The sequence below is a fragment of the Flavivirga aquimarina genome (assembly GCF_030540835.1).
GTDB classification, from domain to species: Bacteria; Bacteroidota; Bacteroidia; order Flavobacteriales; family Flavobacteriaceae; genus Flavivirga; species Flavivirga aquimarina.
In genome coordinates, this window is the sequence record NZ_JAUOEK010000116.1 from 1 (window position 1) to 19,932 (window position 19,932).

The following is a 19,932-nucleotide window of genomic DNA, read 5'->3' on the forward strand; positions in this document are numbered from 1 at the left end:
TTTATGTCAGTTTGAGTGATTCTTGCAAAAAATCGTATCGAAAACCAATAAATTTTCGACTAAAAAAGCTTCTCGATACAAAATTCTTCCAGAATTTCACTCGAAGTGACTTCTGAACTCTTAAGCAAGATTCACGTTAAATAGTAAAATTTAAAAATTCGGCTTGTGTTTCATCCGAAAAGTAACAGCTTATTTTCAGCGCTACTTTTCATATACGGAGCCGTCAGACTGTCTCAAAATCTCTTATAACTAAAGAGAGAAGAGCTATTTATCAGCAGTATGTGAATTTGATTATTGGAATCTTCGCAAATACTAAATCCAATAAAGGAAACAATACTAACAAGATGCTTACTGACTTATATGAATTTTATAAAAAGTATGTACTGTATGCATCACCAAAAGTTATAATCGCCTTTTCTGATTATTTTCAATTTATGTACCATCAAGATGAGAATAAGGAACTTGATTCCCTAACTCATTTGTTATTAATGACAAAAATAATGGCTGAAATGAGAAAAGATTTAGGTTTAAAAAACAATGACCTTGGAGAAAATGGACAGATGTTAATGAGAGCACTGATTAAAGACTATGATTCACTAATAAAATAAAGCCAGTTTGCCGTATATAATTTATTGCTCGGTTCTAGCCTACTTACGAAAATCCTCGCGGATTTTCTATTCGGTTTCTATTTGCTAAATTTAGTGCTTAAACCACGCAACAAACCATAAACACGTTACCTGCAAGCCAAAGAATGAGCAATAAAGAAGAAAAAAATCAAATTGATATTTTTAAATCAGTAAAGTCTAAAGCTATAACCGAATTAACACCTGAACTTCTTGAAACTGGACTTGATTTAATTGTAGAATCAGATGTTTTGAAGGATATACCAGTATTTGGAATTGGATTTAAAAGTTTTAGCTTGTATCAAAAAATCACGGAATCGTTTTTTACAAAAAAATTACTAAAATTTTTAATTGAACTTAAAGAAATCCCATTATCAGAACGAAAAAAATTCATTAATGAATTAGAATCTAAAAATCAGACTGCTAAGGCAGGTGAAAAACTTTTAATAACACTTAATAGATTAAATGAAGATGAAAAAGCTACCTTTATTGGTAGATTATTCAAGCATACAATATTGGGTAAATTAGAATACACGGAATTTAATAGACTTACTCACATAATTGACAATGCCTATCTGGATGACTTAAAATTACTAAAAAACAATAAACATTTAAGTTATATAAGTCCTGACATTAAATCTAACTTGCACCAATTAGGTATTCTAAATCAATCTATTTCAGATATAGGTGAGGAATTAAAATTTCTAAAGAAAGTGACAGGTAGTATAGATGGAGCTAAAGCAAAACTGCTTTTCAAAATTAATGATATTGGTTTGAAATTTATTGAGTTTGGATTTGAATAAAATGAAGCCAGCAGCTGTGTGTAATAATTACTTGGTCACTGCCGACTTACGAACATTCCTGCGGAATATTCTATCTGTGATTTATTTGCTAAATTAGTTGCTTAACCACACGACTAACCATACACTGACCGTTATGCTCAATTATGAAATGCCATATGAAATTTAAGGATATAATTATTATTTACATATTTTTTACTTCATTTAATCTATTTTCGTTACAAGAATTTAATGGGTTACCTTTTTATGTAACAGCTGAAAGTGGATTATCCATAAGAGAAAAACCATCTTTGGAATCTAAAAAAATTGGAAAATTAGAATATAAATCTAAAGTCATAATAAAAAAAGTTTTACCTAATAAGTTCGAAACAATTCTTGATGAGGGATTGAAAATTTCTTCAAATTGGATACAAATAGAAAATCCTGCAAATCCAAAATTAGAATCATATATTTTTGGAGGTTTTTTAAATCAAAAAAAATTAGAAGTGAGTAGTAAAATAGACACTACCAATTGGGTGGGCCTCAAACTGAAAAAACATAATATTTCATTGAAACAACCTAAAAACTGGATAAACATAACATCAAAAACAAATAGTTATTATAATTGGAATAAGAACAACATATTAATAACTCACGAAGATGGAATTGACCCCACACAAGTTATTATTAAAATACAGAATAATTCATTAGCAGAATCAGAAAGAAATCTTTTGGGTAAAGAATGGTTTAAAAAAATTGAGGAATTGATTATTAATAATAAAAAGGTAATAAAATGTACGTTTTTTTTCGACAACCAATGCTCAAACATCCAATATCTACATAAGATAACTGAAAATAAGTTAATGATAATTGAAGTTTCAGGAACTTGTGTTTCTCACTCAAAGGAATATGACGAAACAAAAATAAAAGTTGCTGAAAGCATAAAATATTGATTAAAGAAAAACTAAATACAACAAAGAACTGAGTTGAAAAACAAGCAATTTTAATTGCTAAATTTAATCATACCCAAAACCATTCTCCCCTATTCCGTATGCAACCAAGCCTTCTTCTCAAGTAAAGTCTCTTCAGATTCAACATGATCTTCATCAGGAACACAACAATCAACAGGGCAAACCGATGCACATTGCGGTTCGTCATGAAAGCCTTTACACTCAGTACACTTATCAGGTACAATAAAATAAAACTCATCAGAAACAGGGTCGTTTTCGGCATCGGCATCAACTTCGCCACCATTTGGTAAAGTAACCATACCACTTAAAGACGTTTCATCAGAGTAAGACCATTCCTGATCTGGCTCGTAAATTGCATTGTTTGGGCATTCAGATACGCATGCATCACAATTTATACATTCATCGGTTATTATGATCGCCATGATTTATTTATTTAAAAGAAACGATTTTGTAAAGTTAAATGTCATTTTAAAATATTAATATGATAAATTTCATGTTTCTTCATATAAAATTAAATTACATTTAAACCACACATTTCGTATAAATTTATTAAATATTTGGTAAATATTTAATAAATTTAGTTAAAATATTTAATTTTTGGTAAAGGATGGCCACAACTGAAATAAAACACCAACCAGAAGTACTAGAAGCAGTAATTATTAGATTTGTAGGAGACTCGGGAGATGGGATGCAATTAACAGGCACGCAATTTTCTGATACCTCAGCTATGTTTGGTAACGATATTGCTACATTTCCTAACTATCCAGCAGAAATTAGAGCCCCACAAGGGAGTTTATATGGTGTTTCAGGATTTCAGGTTCATATAGGAAGTGTAGAAATTAGTACACCCGGAGATGAGGTAGATTTATTGGTAGCCATGAACCCGGCCGGATTAAAAACGAACTTGCATGCCGTTAAGCCCGGGCATACCATTATAGTAGATACAGATGCCTTTACCAAAAAGAACTTAGAAAAAGCACAATACGATAGCAATCCATTAGAAGATGGAAGCTTAGAAAACTATAGAGTTATCGAAGTAACCATGACTTCCTTAACCAAAGAAGCCTTAAAAGATGTAGAAGGCTTAGATAACAAAAGCATAACCCGAAGCAAGAATATGTTTGCTTTAGGCATGGTGTATTGGATGTACGATAGATCTACCGATCATACCATAGCCTTTTTTAAGAATAAGTTTAAGACAAAGCCACAACTCATAGAAGCCAATACGAAGGTGCTAAATACGGGTTACTACTTTGCAGAAACCTTGGAGCTAATACCTAATTCCTATACCGTTGCCCCTGCAAAAATGGAATCCGGTACATATAGAATTATAATGGGTAATACAGCAACAGCCTGGGGGTTTTTGGCAGCATCAGAGAAATGCGGATTAGATTTGTTTTTAGGATCTTACCCAATAACACCTGCATCCGATATTCTTCATGAACTAGCTAAACACAAGCACTTTGGCGTAAAAACATTTCAGGCAGAAGATGAGATAGCAGGTATAACCTCAGCCATAGGAGCTTCCTTTGCAGGGAATTTGGCAATTACTACCACATCAGGACCAGGATTGGCGCTTAAAGGAGAAGCCTTAGGTTTGGCCATGATGATAGAAATGCCTTTGGTGGTCGTTAATGTTCAACGCGGCGGACCATCTACAGGATTGCCGACAAAAACAGAGCAGTCCGATTTACTTCAAACATTATATGGAAGAAATGGAGAAAGTCCGGTGATTGTTTTAGCGGCAAGTACACCTTCAAATTGTTTCGACTTTGCCTATGAAGCAGCGAAACTTACTATAGAACACATGACTCCTGTAGTCTTGTTAAGCGACGGGTATATAGCAAATGGTTCTGCACCATGGAAGATTAAATCAGTTAGCGATATGCCGGACATAAACAATAATATTATTCATAAAGCTAAAGAAAATTGGCATCCTTATGATAGGAATGAAAAAACGTTGGCGCGCGATTGGGCCATACCAGGAACACCCGGTTTAGAACATCGAGTAGGCGGATTGGAAAAAGATCGAATAAGTGGCAATGTGTCTTATGTTCCCGATAACCATGAGTACATGGTAAATATTAGAGCAGAGAAAATTATGCGCGTTCAAAATTCAATTCCCGAGTTAACTACGGCATTTTCAGATGAAGGCGATTTGCTTGTTATAGGTTGGGGAGGCACCTATGGGTCTTTGTATTCCACAGTAAAGCATATTAAAGAAGAAGGGTTTAATACCATTGGTTTTGCTCATTTTAATTATATAAATCCGCTGCCTAAAAATACAGCGGAAGTACTAAAACGATTTAAAAAGATCGTCGTATGCGAATTAAACAATGGTCAGTTTGCAAAAGTGTTGAAATTGAATTTTAATGACTTTAATATTTTGCAGTTTAACAAGATTCAAGGACTACCATTTGGTAATGAAGAATTAGTTCAAAAATTTAAACAATTGGTAAAATAATTATGGACACAACGGTTGAAAATAAATATACGTTTAAAGACTTTGCAAGCGATCAGGAAGTTAGATGGTGCCCCGGTTGCGATGACTATGTTATTTTACGCGCCATGCAAAAGGCACTTCCAGAAATAGGAGTAAAAAAAGAAGATATTGTTTTTATATCAGGCATAGGTTGTTCCTCTCGTTTTCCATATTATATGGATACCTATGGGATGCATAGTATTCATGGAAGAGCACCAGCCATTGCAACAGGAACAAAATTGGCAAACCCTAATTTAAGCGTATGGGTTATTACGGGTGATGGAGATTCTATGGCTATAGGAGGAAATCATTTTATACATGCCTTAAGAAGAAATGTAGATTTAAATATTTTACTGTTTAACAATGAAATATACGGCCTCACAAAAGGTCAGTTTTCCCCAACCTCTTTAGTAGGACAGAAAACAAAATCGTCACCTTACGGAAATACACAACCCCCATTTTCTGCCGGTGAATTAGCCATAGGTGCACAAGCACGTTTTTTTGCCAGAATTGGCGGAAATACACCAAAAGAAATGACCCAGATTTTTATTGAGGCCGAAAAGTTTAAAGGCACTTCTTTAATAGAAGTCATGCAGAATTGCCCAATTTTTAATGATGGTTGTTTTGACCAATTTACAGATAAGGCCGTTCGAGCAGATAAGCAGTTGTTTGTAGAACATGGTAAGCCCATGATTTTTGGTAAAGATCGTAATCAAGGGCTTGTTTTAAACGGACTGAAATTAGAAGTCGTTGCCATTGGAGAAAATAATATTACCGAAGAAGATATCTTGGTTCATGATGCAAAAGAACAAGATCCGACATTACACCAAATGTTGGTTAGATTAGATTATCCAAAAGTTATGGGAGTTATAAGAAGTTTTAATGATATAACCCTGGAAGAAAGAAAAGATGCGCAAACACAAGAAGTGAAGTCGAATTCTAAATTTAGAAAAACGGATGATTTGTTTTTTTCAGGAGACATATACGAAGTTGAATAAATAAAAAAAACCTTATGGGATCTGAAGCTATTATTGTTTTCTTTCTTGCTGGAGTGGTATTAGTCGCCGGCTCTAATTTTTTATCAAATTTAATTTCACACAAGTCCGATAATGCGCAAAAAAGAGAACCGTACGAAAGCGGTATGAAAACCATAGGGCCTACATGGGTTCAATTTAAAGTAGGGTACTATCTGTTTGCAATTTTGTTTTTAATTTTTGATGTTGAAGTTGCCTTCTTAGTGCCATGGGCGGTTGTATTTCAAGATTTTGGAGGCGTTGCTTTTATTGAAATAATCATATTTCTATTCATATTGGGCCTTGGGCTGCTTTATGCTTGGAAAAAAGGAGCTTTAAAATGGGAGTAGATAACACATATAAAATTCCAGATGATTTTCCCGGAAAAGTAATTCCGGCAGGAAATGGAGCAAATATTGTTGTTACCTCATTAGATAAAATAATTAATTGGGGGCGCTCAAACTCCCTTTGGTCTTTATATTTTGGAACAAGTTGCTGTGCTATAGAAATGATGCAAACCGGAGCAGCGAGACACGATTATTCCAGATTTGGATTTGAAGTTGCACGGCCTTCCCCACGTCAGGCAGATTTAATAATTATTGCAGGAACCATAGTCAATAAAATGGCACCCGTTTTACGAAGACTTTACGACCAAATGGCAGAACCCAGATACGTTATAGCTATGGGAGCCTGTGCCATTTCAGGAGGACCGTTTTTTTATAACACCTACTCAGTAGTAAAAGGAGCAGATCATGTTATTCCTGTAGATGTTTATGTACCCGGATGTCCTCCCAGACCAGAAGCATTATTAGAAGGCATGCTTATGCTACAAGATAAAATTAGAACAGAGAGCATGAAAGATAAAAAGAACCCTATCGAAGGGTTTGATGAAGGCTTTTATAAGTAATATTATGACTAACGAAGCATTACAAAAATTAATAAGCAGTTGGTTTCCCAATCCAGAAGCTGGTATAACCCCAGAACCAATTCAGGTTTCTGAAGGAGAAGGCATAGCGGAACCTCAGGAGCCTATTAATCCAAGTCTTTTGGAATTTACAGAAGAAGGCTCACAGTTTTTAAATGTTTCGGTAAAACCTGAAAACTTACATGAATTAATGACCCAGTTAAAAGCTAGTAACGAAACAAGTTTTGATTATTTGTTTTGTTTAAGCGGGGTAGATTGGGGAACAGCATTAGGAGTGGTGTATCATTTAGAATCTACTACATATCGTCATAGCATAGTTGTAAAAGTAAAAACAGAAGATAGAGAAGATCCAAACTTCGATTCAGTTTGTGATATATGGAGAACAGCAGAATTCCATGAACGTGAGGTGTTTGATTTTTTTGGTATAAAGTTCCATAATCATCCAAATTTAAAGCGTCTTTTCTTAACAGAAGAATGGGATGGTTTTCCACTTAGAAAAGATTATGTAGACGAAATAAACATGGTTATTAAATAAAGGTTATGCAAGAAACCACAACCATAAATAATAATTTCAAATCTGAAGAGTATTTCATTAATATGGGGCCTCAACACCCTGCTACACATGGAGTACTACGTCTTTTATTGACTATAGATGGCGAGATTATTAAAAAGGTAGAACCGGATCTTGGATATATACATCGTTCCATAGAAAAAATGTGTGAACGGGACAGCTACCAGCAAATCGTTCATTTAACAGACAGGATGGATTATTTGTCCTCGCATATAAATAACGAAGCTGTTTGCTTAACTGTCGAAAATGCCCTGCAATTAGAAATTCCAGAACGCGTCAAGGTTGTTAGAACCATTATTGGCGAACTCACCCGAATAGCGTCGCATTGTTTATGGTGGGGAGTTATGGGTATGGATGTTGGCGCACTGACTACCTATTTTTATGGGTTTAGAGATCGCGAAATGATCAATGATATTTTTGAAGAAACCTGTGGTGCACGATTAACTATGAACTATAACGTACCGGGAGGTTTAATGTGGGATATTCACCCCAATTTCGTTAACCGTGTTAAAGCATTTGTAAAACATTTTAAAACCAAAATACCAGAATACGATAGACTGCTAACGGGCAATGTGATTTTTCAAAAGAGAACAAAAGGCGTAGGTGTTTTATCCAAAGAAGATGCTATTTCCTTTGGGGCTTCCGGTCCCGTTGGCCGCGGGTCGGGATACTCATGCGATGTTAGAAAATACCACCCCTATAGCGCATTAGATAAAGTGACATTTAAAGAATCCTTACAAACAGCAGGTGATACGTTTGCGAGGTATCAAGTTCGAATTCAGGAAATGTGGCAGTCTTTGTCTATTGTAGAACAGTTAATCGATAATATTCCAGAAGGAGAACATCGCGTAAAAACAAATGCAGTAATAAAACTACCAAAAGGAGAATTTTATCAAAAAGTTGAAACGGCAAGAGGTGAGCTAGGTGTTTATGTTATAAGTACAGGAACAAAAAATCCTTATAGATTAAAGTTTAGATCACCCGGATTTTCCAACCTGTCCTTACTAAATCATATAGCTGTTGGAGGCAAAATAGGAGATTTAGTAGCAACAATGGCCACATTAGACTTGGTAATTCCGGATATAGATCGATGATAAGAGGTATAGAAAATTAAAATATTAATTTAAAAGAAAATAATAATTAGGTTAACGTGAGTTCGAGTTAAGACAAGTTCATTTTAAGGATAAACTCAATAATATTGTTACTTGTCGCCTTGAGCGCAGTCGAAAGGTCATTAAAATATACAAGTTTAAATAGGTTTCGACTGCGCTCAACCTGACACTCAAATTGTTAAATCGAACTCACCTTAGGTTATAAAATAAACTTCGAAATATGAGTATTATTGAAATGGTATTGATAGCACTGGTTTATTTAGGGATTTTCTCTGTTGCAGGATTGTTTTTGGTTTTATTAGAAAGACGTGTAGCAGCTTGGTTTCAATTAAGAATTGGTCCAAACCGTGTGGGCTTTCAAGGACTTTTGCAAACCATGGCCGATGCTTTGAAATTAGTTTCCAAAGAGTTAACAGGAACAGAGAAAGCAGATAAGTTTCTATACAATTTAGCACCTTATTTTGTGATTATTACAGCCTTAATGGCACTCGGTGTTATTCCATTTACCAAAGATTTTCAGGCATTCGATATTAATATTGGCATTTTCTTTTTAATAGCTATTTCATCAATAGGCGTTATAGGTATTTTATTAGGAGGATGGGCCAGTAACAACAAATTTGCTCTTATTGGAGCTATGCGAAGTGGGGTTCAAACCATTAGCTACGAACTTTCAGTAGGTTTATCACTTTTAACAATGATATTATTAACACGCTCTTTACAGCTTTCAGAAATTGTAGAAGTCCAAAAAAACGGATGGCTGATTGTTCAAGGGCACATTCCGGCTATAATAGCCTTTATGGTATTTATGATAGCCGGTACAGCAGAAACTAATAGAGCCCCTTTTGATATGGTAGAAGCCGAATCGGAGCTAGGAGCAGGGTTTCATACCGAATATTCAGGAATGAAATTCGCTTATTTCTTTTTAGCAGAGTTCATTAATATGTTCCTAATAGCCGCCATAGCAACAACCGTATTTTTTGGAGCGTGGTTATCGCCATTTGGGATTACGGAATCCATACCCTGGCTGGGCGTTTTTTGGTTCCTATTAAAAACCTTAATACTGGTGTTTTTAATGATGTGGTTTAGATGGACCTTCCCAAGACTAAGAGTAGATCAGTTGTTAACTCTGGAGTGGAAATATTTGTTACCTATTAACCTGGTTAATATTGTAATTATGGCATTTGTAGTTTGGCAAAATTTAATTATTCAGTTTTAAAAAAGGATATGAGTTATTTTTCAAATATTTTTTATGGTATAAAAACACTTCTCACAGGAATGCGTGTTACAGGGAAGTATTTTTTAAACTCAAGAAAAGGAGCCATTACGCAGCAATATCCAGATAACCGTGGTATCCTTAAAATGTTTGACAGGTTTCGTGGTGAAGTGATTATGCCACACGATGAAAATAACGAACACGCATGTACCGGATGTCAGAAATGCGAAATAGCATGTCCAAATGGAACGATTGAAATTATTTGGGACAGAGGTCTTGATGAAGCCACAGGGAAAAAGAAAAAGAAGATAGATCAGTTTGTTTACCATCTAAGTTTATGCACTATGTGCGGTTTGTGTATAGATGTTTGTCCGACAGATGCTATTGAATGGGGGCAGAATTTCGAGAATTCTGTTTATGATAGAACAGCATTAACCAGAGTTTTAAATAAACCCGATTCTAAAATTAGACCCGGGGTAGAAGATTAATAATTATGGAACGCATCCTATTTTACATATTGGCCTTAATAATAGTCATTTTCGCCATTGCAGCAGTAAGTAGCCGTAAAATGTTACGCTCGGTTATTTACCTGTTATTCGTACTTTGTAGTATAGCAGGTCTTTACTTTTTAATCGATTATAATTTTCTTGCGGCCATTCAACTTACAGTTTACGCCGGAGGGATTATAGTACTCATTATTTTCTCTGTGCTTCTGGTTCATCATATCGAATTAGAATTAGAACTGGCAAAACCACTTAAACAGATTATCACAGCCTTAGCCTGTTTGGTTGGAATAGGGGTGATTTTAACAACCATTTACTCCTATGATTTTAAAGTTATAGAAAATGATACGGCTATAACCACTGCCGATGTTGGCTCGAAACTATTAAGTTACGATCAAGGGGGATTTATTTTACCTTTTGAAGTGATTAGTGTGGTTTTATTAGCAGCCATGATTGGAGCCATTATTATTGCTAAAGGGAAGCAGGTTGAAAAGCATGAAAACAAAAGAATAGAATGATACAGGGCATTAGTATATACGAGATCTTAACAGTAACAACAGTGTTGTTTTTTATTGGTGTTTATGGATTTCTTACAAGAAAGAACCTAATATCTATGTTAATTTCTGTAGAGCTTATTTTAAATGCCTCCGTCGTAAACTTTGTAGTTATAAACAAGTATTTGTACCCAGATATGTTGCAAGGCGCAGTTTACGCCATTTTTATAATAGCAGTGGCTGCAGCAGAAACAGCACTGGCAATATCTATTATTATTAATCTTTATAGGCAAATAAACTCTGTTGAGGTTAAAGATACTGAAGTTATGAAGCATTAATTATTAAATAAATGGACATCAGTTACATCATATTAATTCCGATAATTCCACTCGTAGTATTCTTGCTACTCGGAATTTTTAATCAGAAAATTAAACCTGGTATTTCAGGTTATGTAGGTGTTTTTGGGTTATTGGCTTCAACAACGCTATCATTTTATGCAGCCTATCAATACTTCTTTGTTTATGGTAAAGTAGATGGTGTTTTTCAAACATTTTCAGAAAAAACAGTTTGGATGAATTTTACAGACACCCTTCATATAGATATGGGTATTTTAGTAGACCCTATATCTGTTATGATGCTAGTCGTAGTATCTGTGGTATCACTTATGGTGCATATGTATAGTAGAGGCTATATGAAAGGGGATGAAGGTTATACCAAATTCTTTGCTTTTTTATCCCTATTTACATTTTCTATGTATGGGTTGGTGTTGGCAACTAATCTGTTTCAGATTTATATATTCTGGGAACTGGTAGGCGTTTCATCGTACCTGTTAATAGGCTATTACTATACCAAAACGGCGGCTATCGCTGCGGCAAAAAAGGCATTTATAGTAACACGGTTTGCCGATTTCGGATTCTTGATTGGCATATTGATTATTGGATTCTATACCGGAACATTCGATTTTGAAACATTAAACAACCCCGAAGGAAGTGTTATACTAAATTGGGCAGCAACCTCTTTTATGGGATTGTCGGTAATCACTTGGGCATTGATACTCATATTTATAGGAGGTGCAGGGAAATCAGCTATGTTTCCACTACATATTTGGTTGCCGGATGCTATGGAAGGGCCAACACCGGTTTCAGCATTAATTCATGCAGCTACCATGGTTGTTGCAGGGGTCTTTCTAGTAGCAAGGTTATTCCCTATGTTCTATTTTGTGGAAGATGGTTTTGCTTTAAATATAGTGGCCTATGTGGGTGCATTTTCAGCATTATTTGCAGCCATTATTGCGATAACACAAACAGATATCAAGCGCGTTTTGGCATTTTCAACCATGTCTCAATTAGGTTATATGATGCTGGCTTTAGGCGTTTCTGGTTACGAAGGGCATGAAGGTGTTGGTTATATGGCATCTATGTTTCATTTGTTTACACATGCCATGTTTAAGGCGCTTCTGTTTTTAGGAGCAGGCTCAGTAATTCATGCTGTGCATAGTAATTATTTAAAAGATATGGGAGGCTTGCGTAAATATATGCCCATAACCAATATTACTTTTTTAATTGCGGCTTTAGCTATTGCAGGCGTTCCGCCATTAGCCGGATTTTGGAGCAAGGATGAAATATTAGTTGCAGCTTTCGAGCACAATAAACTAATCTATTATGTGGGAGTTTTTGTAGCGGGATTAACAGCGTTTTATATGTTTAGAATTTATTTTGGCATCTTTTGGGGAAAGGAAAGAACCTACGACCATAAACCAAAAGAGTCACCTTTGTCAATGACGCTACCTTTAATTGTACTAGCGTTTTTAAGTGTTACTGCCGGATTTATTCCATTTAGTGAATTTGTAACAGCAGATAAAGCTGGTTTTGAAGCCCATTTGAATTATCCATTAGCAGCTGTGGCGACAGGTGTTGGGTTGATAGGAATTGTATTGGCATGGATCTTTTATAAAAATGAAAACAGTTTATCCGATAGATATGCGAAAGCATTTGGACCGCTTTATAAATGGGCAAGCGATAAATTTTATTTTGATGAGATTTATATGTTCGTAGCTAAGAAAATTTTGTTTAAACGCGTGTCTGAACCCATAGCAAAATTTGATAAAAAATATGTTGACGGTACTATGGTCGGTATAGGCAATAAGACGGTATTAACATCAAAAAAAATAAAAGGAATACAATCTGGGAAAGTTCAGGATTATGCTTTTGCATTTATTGCAGGCGTTGTTGTATTAGCTTTAGTGTTTATTTATTTATGGCCAAACTAAGCAAGTAATATGGATATTTTATCACTTTTTATAGTTGTACCGGTACTAACCATTTTGGTTTTAGTGTTCACTAGAAACCTAAAACAGGCGCGTTTGGTTTCAGTGGTTGGAAGTCTTGTTCAACTTGGAATGGCTATTAATCTGGTATTTGCTTATTTAAAAGAACGTGCCATTAATAGCGATATCATGGTGTTTACCAAAGATGTTGTTTGGTTCGAACAATTTAATATTCATTATACGATTGGTGTAGATGGTATTTCGGTAGCACTATTATTGCTAACAGCCATTGTAGTACTTGCGGGTGTTTTTATTTCCTGGAAAATGTACGACCTCCCTAAAGAGTTCTTTATTTCTTTAATAGTTTTATCTATTGGTGTTTACGGATTTTTTATTTCAATAGACCTCTTTACCATGTTTGTGTTCTTTGAAATTGCCGTAATACCTATGTATTTGCTTATAGGTATTTGGGGATCCGGGCCAAAGGAATATTCTGCTATGAAATTAACCTTGATGCTCATGGGGGCTTCAGCAGTTTTGTTAGTAGGTATTTTAGGTATTTACTTTAATTCGAATGCAGACGGAGGAGCACTAACCTTTAATATATTAGAAATAGCTAAAGCGAACATCCCTTTTGAAGTACAAAAATTATTTTTCCCACTTACTTTTATAGGGTTTGCGGTTATCGGAGCCTTATTCCCATTTCATACCTGGTCGCCAGATGGTCATGCCTCAGCCCCAACAGCCGTATCCATGTTACACGCAGGTGTGCTTATGAAATTAGGAGGGTATGGTGTGTTTAGAGTAGCCATGTATTTATTGCCCGAAGGCGCTTTACATTGGTCATGGATATTTATAATTCTATCCGTTATCGGAGTCGTTTATGGCGCGTTTAGTGCTATTAAACAAACCGATTTAAAGTATATCAATGCATATTCATCAGTAAGTCATTTAGGCTTAGTCCTATTTGCGTTATTAATGTTGAATAAAACAGCATGGAACGGGGCTATTTTACAGTCCTTGTCTCATGGATTTATGACGGCACTGTTTTTCGCATTAATCGGGATGATATACAGTAGAACACATACGCGGGATATTACCAAACTAGGCGGACTGCTTAAAGTGATTCCGTTTATATCGGTCATATATGTTATAGCAGGTTTGGCTTCATTAGGTTTGCCCGGGTTTAGCGGATTTGTTGCTGAAATGAACATATTTGTTGGTGCCTTCCAACAAGAGGGTCTGTTTATGAGGATTGCTACCATACTATCGGTTTCAGTTATTGTAATTACCGCAGTATATATTTTACGAGTTGTTGGCATCATGCTTATGGGACCAATTAAAAATGAGTCTTATTTAACATTGGAAAAAGTAACATGGTACGAAAGATTTGGAATTTTATTATTACTCATTCCAATAGTGGGTATCGGTGTAGCACCGCTTTGGCTGAGTGATATGATTTTAGAAAGTTTACAACCTTTTATTCAAGGTCTATTGTAGAAATTAAAATAAAAAACAACGCATGGATTTAAGTACCTTTTTATTGATGAGACACGAAATAGTCCTCTTGGTAGTTATTTTATTGCTTATTATTGGCGAGGTTTTTATTGCTGAAAGTAAAAAAAGCAGTATGGTTCATTTAGCCGTTTTTTTATTTGGCATTCACACCTTAATAGGGTTTTTAAGCATCGATTACGGAAGCCTTTTTGGAGGCATGTTTCATACCAACGCATTAATTCAGTTTTTGAAGAATGTACTCAATATTGGAGTCCTTATTTTATTATTGCAATCAGGTGACTGGCTACAGGAAAAGATTATTCGGGTAAATAGAGGTGTTGAGTTTTTTATACTACTATTTTCATCACTTTTGGGCATGTATTTTATGATTTCTGCCGGAGATTTTCTTATGTTTTACTTAGGGTTAGAATTATCGACACTTCCGGTTGCAGCATTAGCAGCTTATGATATAACAAAACGAATATCAAGTGAATCTGGAATTAAACTAATTTTGTCTGCTGCTTTAGCATCAGGCGTATCGTTATTTGGAATTTCCATGCTATATGCTACCACAGGTTCTATCTATTTTACAGAAATTAGTTATGTTATTACCGCAGATAATTTAACTGTTTTAGCATTTATTTTGTTCTTTACAGGCTTGGCGTTTAAGATTTCATTAGTTCCTTTTCATTTTTGGACAGCTGATGTTTATGAAGGCGCTCCAATAAGCATTGCGTCTTATTTATCTGTAATTTCTAAAGGAGCTGCTGTTTTTATATTAATGATTTTACTATTTACCGTACTAAAACCCCTGATGCATATTTGGGAAAACATGGTTTATATTATTGCTATTGTTACCATGTTTATTGGTAACCTATTTGCGCTTAGGCAGCAGAATATGAAGCGGTTTTTGGCTTTTTCATCTATTGCACAAGCAGGATTTATTTTATTAGGGTTAATCACAGGAGACCAGTTAGGAACAGCCACAGTAGTTTATTTTTTACTGATTTATATTTTCTCTAATCTGGCAGCATTTGGAGTTGTACAGGCTATTTCATTAGAAACAGGTAAAGAGCAGATGAAAGATTATGAAGGGCTATATAGAACAAACCCCAACTTAAGCCTTATTATGATGTTAGCGTTATTTTCCTTGGCTGGAATCCCTCCGGTAGCAGGGTTTTTTGGTAAGTTCTTTCTATTTACTGCTGCTGCAAGTAAGGGGTACTATTTATTGGTATTTTTAGCTGTGGTTAACGTAACCATTTCACTATACTATTATTTGTTGGTTGTAAGAGCTATGTTTTTAAGGAAAAGTGATAATGCGATCCCTTATTTTAAAAGTAAGGTATATATGAGATTGGGGTTGTTAATTACGGCAATTGGCATTCTAGTCATTGGGATATACAGTCCGATATATGATTATATTTATGAGTTGAGCAGAAACTTATTGTAAATTAAAAACTATGGCATTAACAGGAAGACATACATTTGGAAGCATTGAAGATACCAGAGTTACGTTTGTAGAAAAGGGAGCAAGCGCAAATAGAAAAGACTTTCTGAAAAAATTATTAGAATATAATGGTTTTGAAGTCCTTATTCAGGAAGATAAAAAGAAGGCAGAAGAAGACCCTCAACTCTATACAGTGGCTGTAACCGATATGGTTTTTAACCCAACGATATGGGTGTTCCAACGAAAGCTCGAAACTTTTGATGGAAAAAAAGTAACCCAAGATTATTGGAATCAAGAAACTGAAAATGCCAAACCTCAATATTGGAATAATGGGAGTAGCCCCAAAAAGTAAATGTGGGCTTTTTATTTGGTTTTTAGTATAGAAACTCAGGTTAAATTAGTTTTAAGTATTTTGAACAATAACTAAAGAATTACTTACCTCAAGTTATTTTAACAAATTTTTTTTTCAAAAAAACAAACGCTTATATGTTTAATAAACAAGGAGTTAAATCCGGTTTATTTTTAATTCCTACTAAATCTATAGAAATAATTCGTTAAAGAGTTATGTATTATTAAAAATTAAGCTTAATTTTGACCAAAAATTCTATATAAAACAATGGTTGACGTTACAATAAATATAACGGACAGAGAAGGAAAAAAACATGAAATTTTAGCCCCTACCGATATGGCGATGAACCTTATGGAAGTTGTTAGGTCTTACGAGTTAGCACCAGAAGGTACTATAGGTGTTTGTGGTGGTATGGCTATGTGTGCCTCATGTCAATGTTATGTGAATTCAGATCATAAACTCCCCGAAATGTTAGACGATGAAGAAGCTATGCTATCGGAGGCTTTTGATGTAAAAGAAAATAGTCGTTTAGGTTGCCAGATACAAATGACGCCGGAAATGGAAGGTCTAGAAGTAGAGCTAGCTCCAGAGAGTTAACAATTCCTGCTAATCCCGATAGCTATCGGGAAGGAATCTCATAAATTATAACTTAAATAGTATTAAATATTTTGAGAACTCCTCAAATTGGGACGACTTTCTATACGTAATTCCACGTTCTGGGTAATTTCTATCCTGATAATTATTAGGATAGACATGACCTAATAGTGAGTTGACATTTCCAAAAAACATAATCACCACCAAACCAAAAATACTTTTTTCAGCGTGCCGTTTTTAAATTTCACCCAGCACATTGGAGAAAATTGTTGTTCGTAATAGTCTTTTGCTATAACTTCAAAGGCATTGAAACTAAGCCAATCTACATTGGTATGTGGAATGACTAACCAATCTTTCTTTTTAGGGATATAAAACTTACAATTACTAAATTCGCCTAATTGATGTTTATTGATATAAAAACCAATAATACAATCTGTATTAAGTGTTTTAAGTTGCATGTCCTTATCTGAAAACGGAACAAACAATTGTGCTTTAAAATAGACTTGTTGAGAAATAGTTTCCGATTCCAGATTAAGGGATTTTAAATAGTCTTTACAGGTATTAGAATGTAAAAGTGGTAATTGTTTATCTTTTAGTTTGGTGACTTTTTCCTTTAGAGAATCCTTTCTGTTTGGACCAATAAAATGTTCGATTTCGGTTGCTCCAATCGTAGGGCCGTACAAATAGAATTTATAAATAATTTCCAGATGAATGGGTTGGTTGTTTTTAAGAAGCAAACAATCTAATTCCCCTAGAGTTGTTTTATTATCCTGAATTTGAATGTTTTCAGCCAAAATGGAAATATTCTCATGCTGCTCTAATTCAAAAGAAACAAATCGTTCAACGTATTTGCCTAAGCGTAGTGTTTCGTCAATACTAATATCAATTTTGTTAGATTTTGAAACAATTTCGAATTGATTCAAATGAGCAACAATATCACTTTTCCATAAAAATGGAGTGTTTAAAAAACCTATATATCTTTTTTGAAGCATTAATGAAGTAGGTGATATAATTAATTATTCTGTTTTATAATCAGCCAACCTTCTAGGCCCTTCAAGCAAAGTCCTAACAATTTGAAGCGTACCATCTTCTCTAGTAGCAATATGCCATTTAATTAAAGAAATAGTACCGTTTTCAATTTCAATACCAGTAATGCTTCTTGGGTGTACACAACTTCCATCATTAAAGAAAGCAATGTCTCCGGGTTCTGGAAAACGAGGCCTGTGCGTGTGGCCAACTATGGTTAATAAATTATTATTGTCACTAATCCATTTTTTGGTTCTACGCTCAACTTTAATGAGTTCCTTATAATTTTTTGCAGGACTTGTCGGGTCGGCAATTCCCATAACGTTTAAAGGTTTCCAAAGAACACGTACCATAAAACGGCTCCATTTCCAAAATAAGAAATTCCACCAATCTGCTTGATGTCCGTGCGTTAAAAATATTTCCTGACCGGTTGAGCTGTGTTTTAAAACAATGCCTTCATGGTAGGTAATATTTCCAAAAAGCTCAACATCTTCCCCCATTTTAGCATCAAAATAAGTGGATAAATGTTTTTTAACATAATCTGGGTTTCTGTATACCATATCATGGTTTCCCCAAATCATATGTAACCTGTTATCCTTATGAAAAAGTTTCATAAGCATATACACATTTTTATGAGCGTTTAATATGGAATTAAATGACAGGTTTTCCCAAAGTTCGTCACCATCCCCCAGTTCGCAATAATTAAAGCCTTCTGTATAATAGTGCTTTAAGGCGTGAAAGTATATGTTTCGGTTATTGGCGAAATCATCGGCAAAACTATTATCACCGCGGTGACAATCGCTAAACAAGATAAACTTACTATCGTCGTTAAAGTCGATGATTTTGGCAGTTGCATATGCGTTATCTAATCTTTTTTTGGATGAATACATGATAAAGTAAATGTAAACAAAAAAGCGTTTCAATCCCGATAACTATCGGAAGAAACGCTTTTTCAAGATTTGAAAACAAAAAGGGTTTAATGAAATGCGTATTGCAATCCGAACGTTAAATTGTAATTCTGTTTTAATTGAATACCATTTAAGTCTTGATATAAAGGCGTTGCACATTCGGCAGCAAAGCGTAAGCCTTTTAGGCCGCCATTAGTGACTAAATAATTTAGCCCTATACCAGAATTAATATAAGTGCCTCCTGAGTTTGCTGTATCTGCAGTTGTAACCATCATGGGGTTTAAATCGCTACTTGCTCCATCAATTTCATCAACAAGTAATCCTTCTAATCTTAAAGAAACCGATAAATTGTCTCCAGCTTTAGCTGCCAGCCAGTTGTTAAACGAGTAGCGATTTCCGAACTTATAATCCTGATCGTTATCGTTAATGTTTATTTTGGCATTTAATTGATGCCCCCAGGAAAAGTTGTCGCATTGCCCTAAGTATGTTAATCCTAGCTTAGTTCCAAATGAACCGGTACCTGTTTGCATAGGATAAGGCAATTGAACATCTGTACCCGAAGACATGGGTGTGACATCTTTTTCTTCAATACTTCCAGTTGGAAAGCTAACACCTAATTCGGCATGTAATGATTTTCTGTTTTTATTAAAAAGGCTATATAATGCACTTACAGAAACGTCTCCTAGTCCTCCAGAGCTTGTGTCGAAATCTACTCCGGTCATCATCTGTAAGCCCATATCGTTTTCTATATAATTAGCCATAACCATTAAAGTTAGCTTATCTGATGGGGCATACATACCACCAAGCATGTGCATATTCATGGTCATATTTTGTGGTGCAACCATATAGTCTGCAAAAGCATTCATGTTGGTAGCGTCCTCTGTGCTTTGTCGTAGTTGTCTCATATCCATGGTCATGTAGCGATATGAAATCATAAAGCCCCCTTTATGGTGCGTATGATCTGCCATAATAGAAATTGGTGCATGTCCATCTGGTCTGTCTGAAGACCATAAATTTGAATTAGATTGATGGTCTTCATGGTCATGGTGTTCATGTTGTGCAAAAGTTATAGTTGTTGCAACGCATAGCATTGCAATGAAAAAATATTTCATTGTAAATAATTGTTTAAATTTTGTGAAAATGAAAATGTTTATGT

General features: G+C 34.9%; 22 protein-coding genes. 18 read left to right on the forward strand and 4 right to left on the reverse strand.

Annotation, left to right across the window (positions count from 1 at the left end; all coding sequences use genetic code 11):
- The first annotated feature begins 344 nt into the window (after positions 1 to 344).
- The 3 genes from Q4Q35_RS09795 to Q4Q35_RS09805 all read left to right on the forward strand — a co-directional run bounded on the left by Q4Q35_RS09795 (position 345) and on the right by Q4Q35_RS09805 (position 2,355).
- The gene (locus tag Q4Q35_RS09795) at positions 345 to 608 is read left to right on the forward strand and encodes a hypothetical protein (RefSeq protein ID WP_303277791.1); all 264 of its coding nucleotides are present in this window, start codon (positions 345 to 347) and stop codon (positions 606 to 608) included.
- 143 nt (positions 609 to 751) lie between these two features.
- On the forward strand, positions 752 to 1,426 hold the full coding sequence (locus Q4Q35_RS09800) for a hypothetical protein (protein WP_303277792.1): 675 nt from the start codon (positions 752 to 754) through the stop codon (positions 1,424 to 1,426).
- Between the two features lie 287 nt (positions 1,427 to 1,713).
- A complete protein-coding gene (locus Q4Q35_RS09805; RefSeq protein ID WP_303277793.1) occupies positions 1,714 to 2,355 on the forward strand; it encodes a hypothetical protein in 642 nt (213 codons plus the stop codon).
- An 89-nt stretch (positions 2,356 to 2,444) separates the two neighbouring features.
- On the opposite strand, the gene Q4Q35_RS09810 is transcribed toward Q4Q35_RS09805, so the two are convergent.
- Complete coding sequence (locus Q4Q35_RS09810) at positions 2,445 to 2,795, reverse strand: 4Fe-4S binding protein (RefSeq protein WP_303277794.1); 351 nt, start codon at positions 2,793 to 2,795, stop codon at positions 2,445 to 2,447.
- 185 nt (positions 2,796 to 2,980) lie between these two features.
- On the opposite strand from Q4Q35_RS09810, the gene Q4Q35_RS09815 reads away from it, so the two are divergent.
- From Q4Q35_RS09815 to Q4Q35_RS09885, 15 genes are all read left to right on the forward strand, one after another.
- On the forward strand, positions 2,981 to 4,837 hold the full coding sequence (locus Q4Q35_RS09815) for a 2-oxoacid:acceptor oxidoreductase subunit alpha (RefSeq protein ID WP_303277795.1): 1,857 nt from the start codon (positions 2,981 to 2,983) through the stop codon (positions 4,835 to 4,837).
- A 2-nt stretch (positions 4,838 to 4,839) separates the two neighbouring features.
- A complete protein-coding gene (locus Q4Q35_RS09820) occupies positions 4,840 to 5,853 on the forward strand; it encodes a 2-oxoacid:ferredoxin oxidoreductase subunit beta (protein ID WP_303277796.1) in 1,014 nt (337 codons plus the stop codon).
- Positions 5,854 to 5,867: 14 nt separating this feature from the next.
- Positions 5,868 to 6,218, forward strand: a complete 351-nt coding sequence (locus tag Q4Q35_RS09825; protein ID WP_303277797.1) for an NADH-quinone oxidoreductase subunit A — start codon at positions 5,868 to 5,870, stop codon at positions 6,216 to 6,218.
- Entirely contained in the window at positions 6,209 to 6,775 is a 567-nt protein-coding gene (locus tag Q4Q35_RS09830; RefSeq protein WP_303277798.1) for an NADH-quinone oxidoreductase subunit B, read from the forward strand. Before Q4Q35_RS09825 ends, Q4Q35_RS09830 begins: the two co-directional genes overlap by 10 nt.
- A 4-nt stretch (positions 6,776 to 6,779) precedes the next feature.
- Positions 6,780 to 7,328, forward strand: a complete 549-nt coding sequence (locus tag Q4Q35_RS09835) for an NADH-quinone oxidoreductase subunit C (protein WP_303277799.1) — start codon at positions 6,780 to 6,782, stop codon at positions 7,326 to 7,328.
- A gap of 5 nt (positions 7,329 to 7,333) precedes the next feature.
- Positions 7,334 to 8,458 (forward strand): NADH-quinone oxidoreductase subunit D, encoded by a 1,125-nt coding sequence (locus tag Q4Q35_RS09840; protein ID WP_303277800.1) that lies wholly within the window; start codon positions 7,334 to 7,336, stop codon positions 8,456 to 8,458.
- 238 nt (positions 8,459 to 8,696) lie between these two features.
- Positions 8,697 to 9,692, forward strand: a complete 996-nt coding sequence (gene nuoH, locus Q4Q35_RS09845; protein WP_303277801.1) for an NADH-quinone oxidoreductase subunit NuoH — start codon at positions 8,697 to 8,699, stop codon at positions 9,690 to 9,692.
- Between the two features lie 8 nt (positions 9,693 to 9,700).
- Complete coding sequence (locus Q4Q35_RS09850; RefSeq protein ID WP_303277802.1) at positions 9,701 to 10,177, forward strand: 4Fe-4S binding protein; 477 nt, start codon at positions 9,701 to 9,703, stop codon at positions 10,175 to 10,177.
- 5 nt (positions 10,178 to 10,182) lie between these two features.
- Complete coding sequence (locus tag Q4Q35_RS09855; RefSeq protein WP_303277803.1) at positions 10,183 to 10,710, forward strand: NADH-quinone oxidoreductase subunit J family protein; 528 nt, start codon at positions 10,183 to 10,185, stop codon at positions 10,708 to 10,710.
- The gene (nuoK, locus tag Q4Q35_RS09860; protein WP_303277804.1) at positions 10,707 to 11,024 is read left to right on the forward strand and encodes an NADH-quinone oxidoreductase subunit NuoK; all 318 of its coding nucleotides are present in this window, start codon (positions 10,707 to 10,709) and stop codon (positions 11,022 to 11,024) included. The genes Q4Q35_RS09855 and nuoK overlap by 4 nt, the downstream gene beginning before the upstream one ends.
- Before the next feature lie 11 nt (positions 11,025 to 11,035).
- The gene (gene nuoL / locus Q4Q35_RS09865; RefSeq protein WP_303277805.1) at positions 11,036 to 12,955 is read left to right on the forward strand and encodes an NADH-quinone oxidoreductase subunit L; all 1,920 of its coding nucleotides are present in this window, start codon (positions 11,036 to 11,038) and stop codon (positions 12,953 to 12,955) included.
- 9 nt (positions 12,956 to 12,964) lie between these two features.
- Complete coding sequence (locus tag Q4Q35_RS09870) at positions 12,965 to 14,452, forward strand: complex I subunit 4 family protein (RefSeq protein WP_303277806.1); 1,488 nt, start codon at positions 12,965 to 12,967, stop codon at positions 14,450 to 14,452.
- A 22-nt stretch (positions 14,453 to 14,474) separates the two neighbouring features.
- A complete protein-coding gene (locus tag Q4Q35_RS09875) occupies positions 14,475 to 15,902 on the forward strand; it encodes an NADH-quinone oxidoreductase subunit N (protein ID WP_303277807.1) in 1,428 nt (475 codons plus the stop codon).
- Positions 15,903 to 15,912: 10 nt separating this feature from the next.
- On the forward strand, positions 15,913 to 16,251 hold the full coding sequence (locus Q4Q35_RS09880) for a hypothetical protein (protein WP_303277808.1): 339 nt from the start codon (positions 15,913 to 15,915) through the stop codon (positions 16,249 to 16,251).
- Positions 16,252 to 16,515: 264 nt separating this feature from the next.
- Positions 16,516 to 16,845 (forward strand): 2Fe-2S iron-sulfur cluster-binding family protein, encoded by a 330-nt coding sequence (locus Q4Q35_RS09885; RefSeq protein ID WP_303277809.1) that lies wholly within the window; start codon positions 16,516 to 16,518, stop codon positions 16,843 to 16,845.
- A gap of 194 nt (positions 16,846 to 17,039) precedes the next feature.
- Here Q4Q35_RS09885 and Q4Q35_RS09890 read toward each other — a convergent pair whose 3' ends face one another.
- The 3 genes from Q4Q35_RS09890 to Q4Q35_RS09900 all read right to left on the reverse strand — a co-directional run bounded on the left by Q4Q35_RS09890 (position 17,040) and on the right by Q4Q35_RS09900 (position 19,888).
- The gene (locus tag Q4Q35_RS09890) at positions 17,040 to 17,834 is read right to left on the reverse strand and encodes a DUF1853 family protein (RefSeq protein WP_303277810.1); all 795 of its coding nucleotides are present in this window, start codon (positions 17,832 to 17,834) and stop codon (positions 17,040 to 17,042) included.
- Positions 17,835 to 17,858: 24 nt separating this feature from the next.
- Positions 17,859 to 18,758, reverse strand: a complete 900-nt coding sequence (locus Q4Q35_RS09895) for a metallophosphoesterase family protein (protein WP_303277811.1) — start codon at positions 18,756 to 18,758, stop codon at positions 17,859 to 17,861.
- Positions 18,759 to 18,844: 86 nt separating this feature from the next.
- Entirely contained in the window at positions 18,845 to 19,888 is a 1,044-nt protein-coding gene (locus Q4Q35_RS09900; protein ID WP_303277812.1) for a transporter, read from the reverse strand.
- Positions 19,889 to 19,932: the final 44 nt, after the last annotated feature.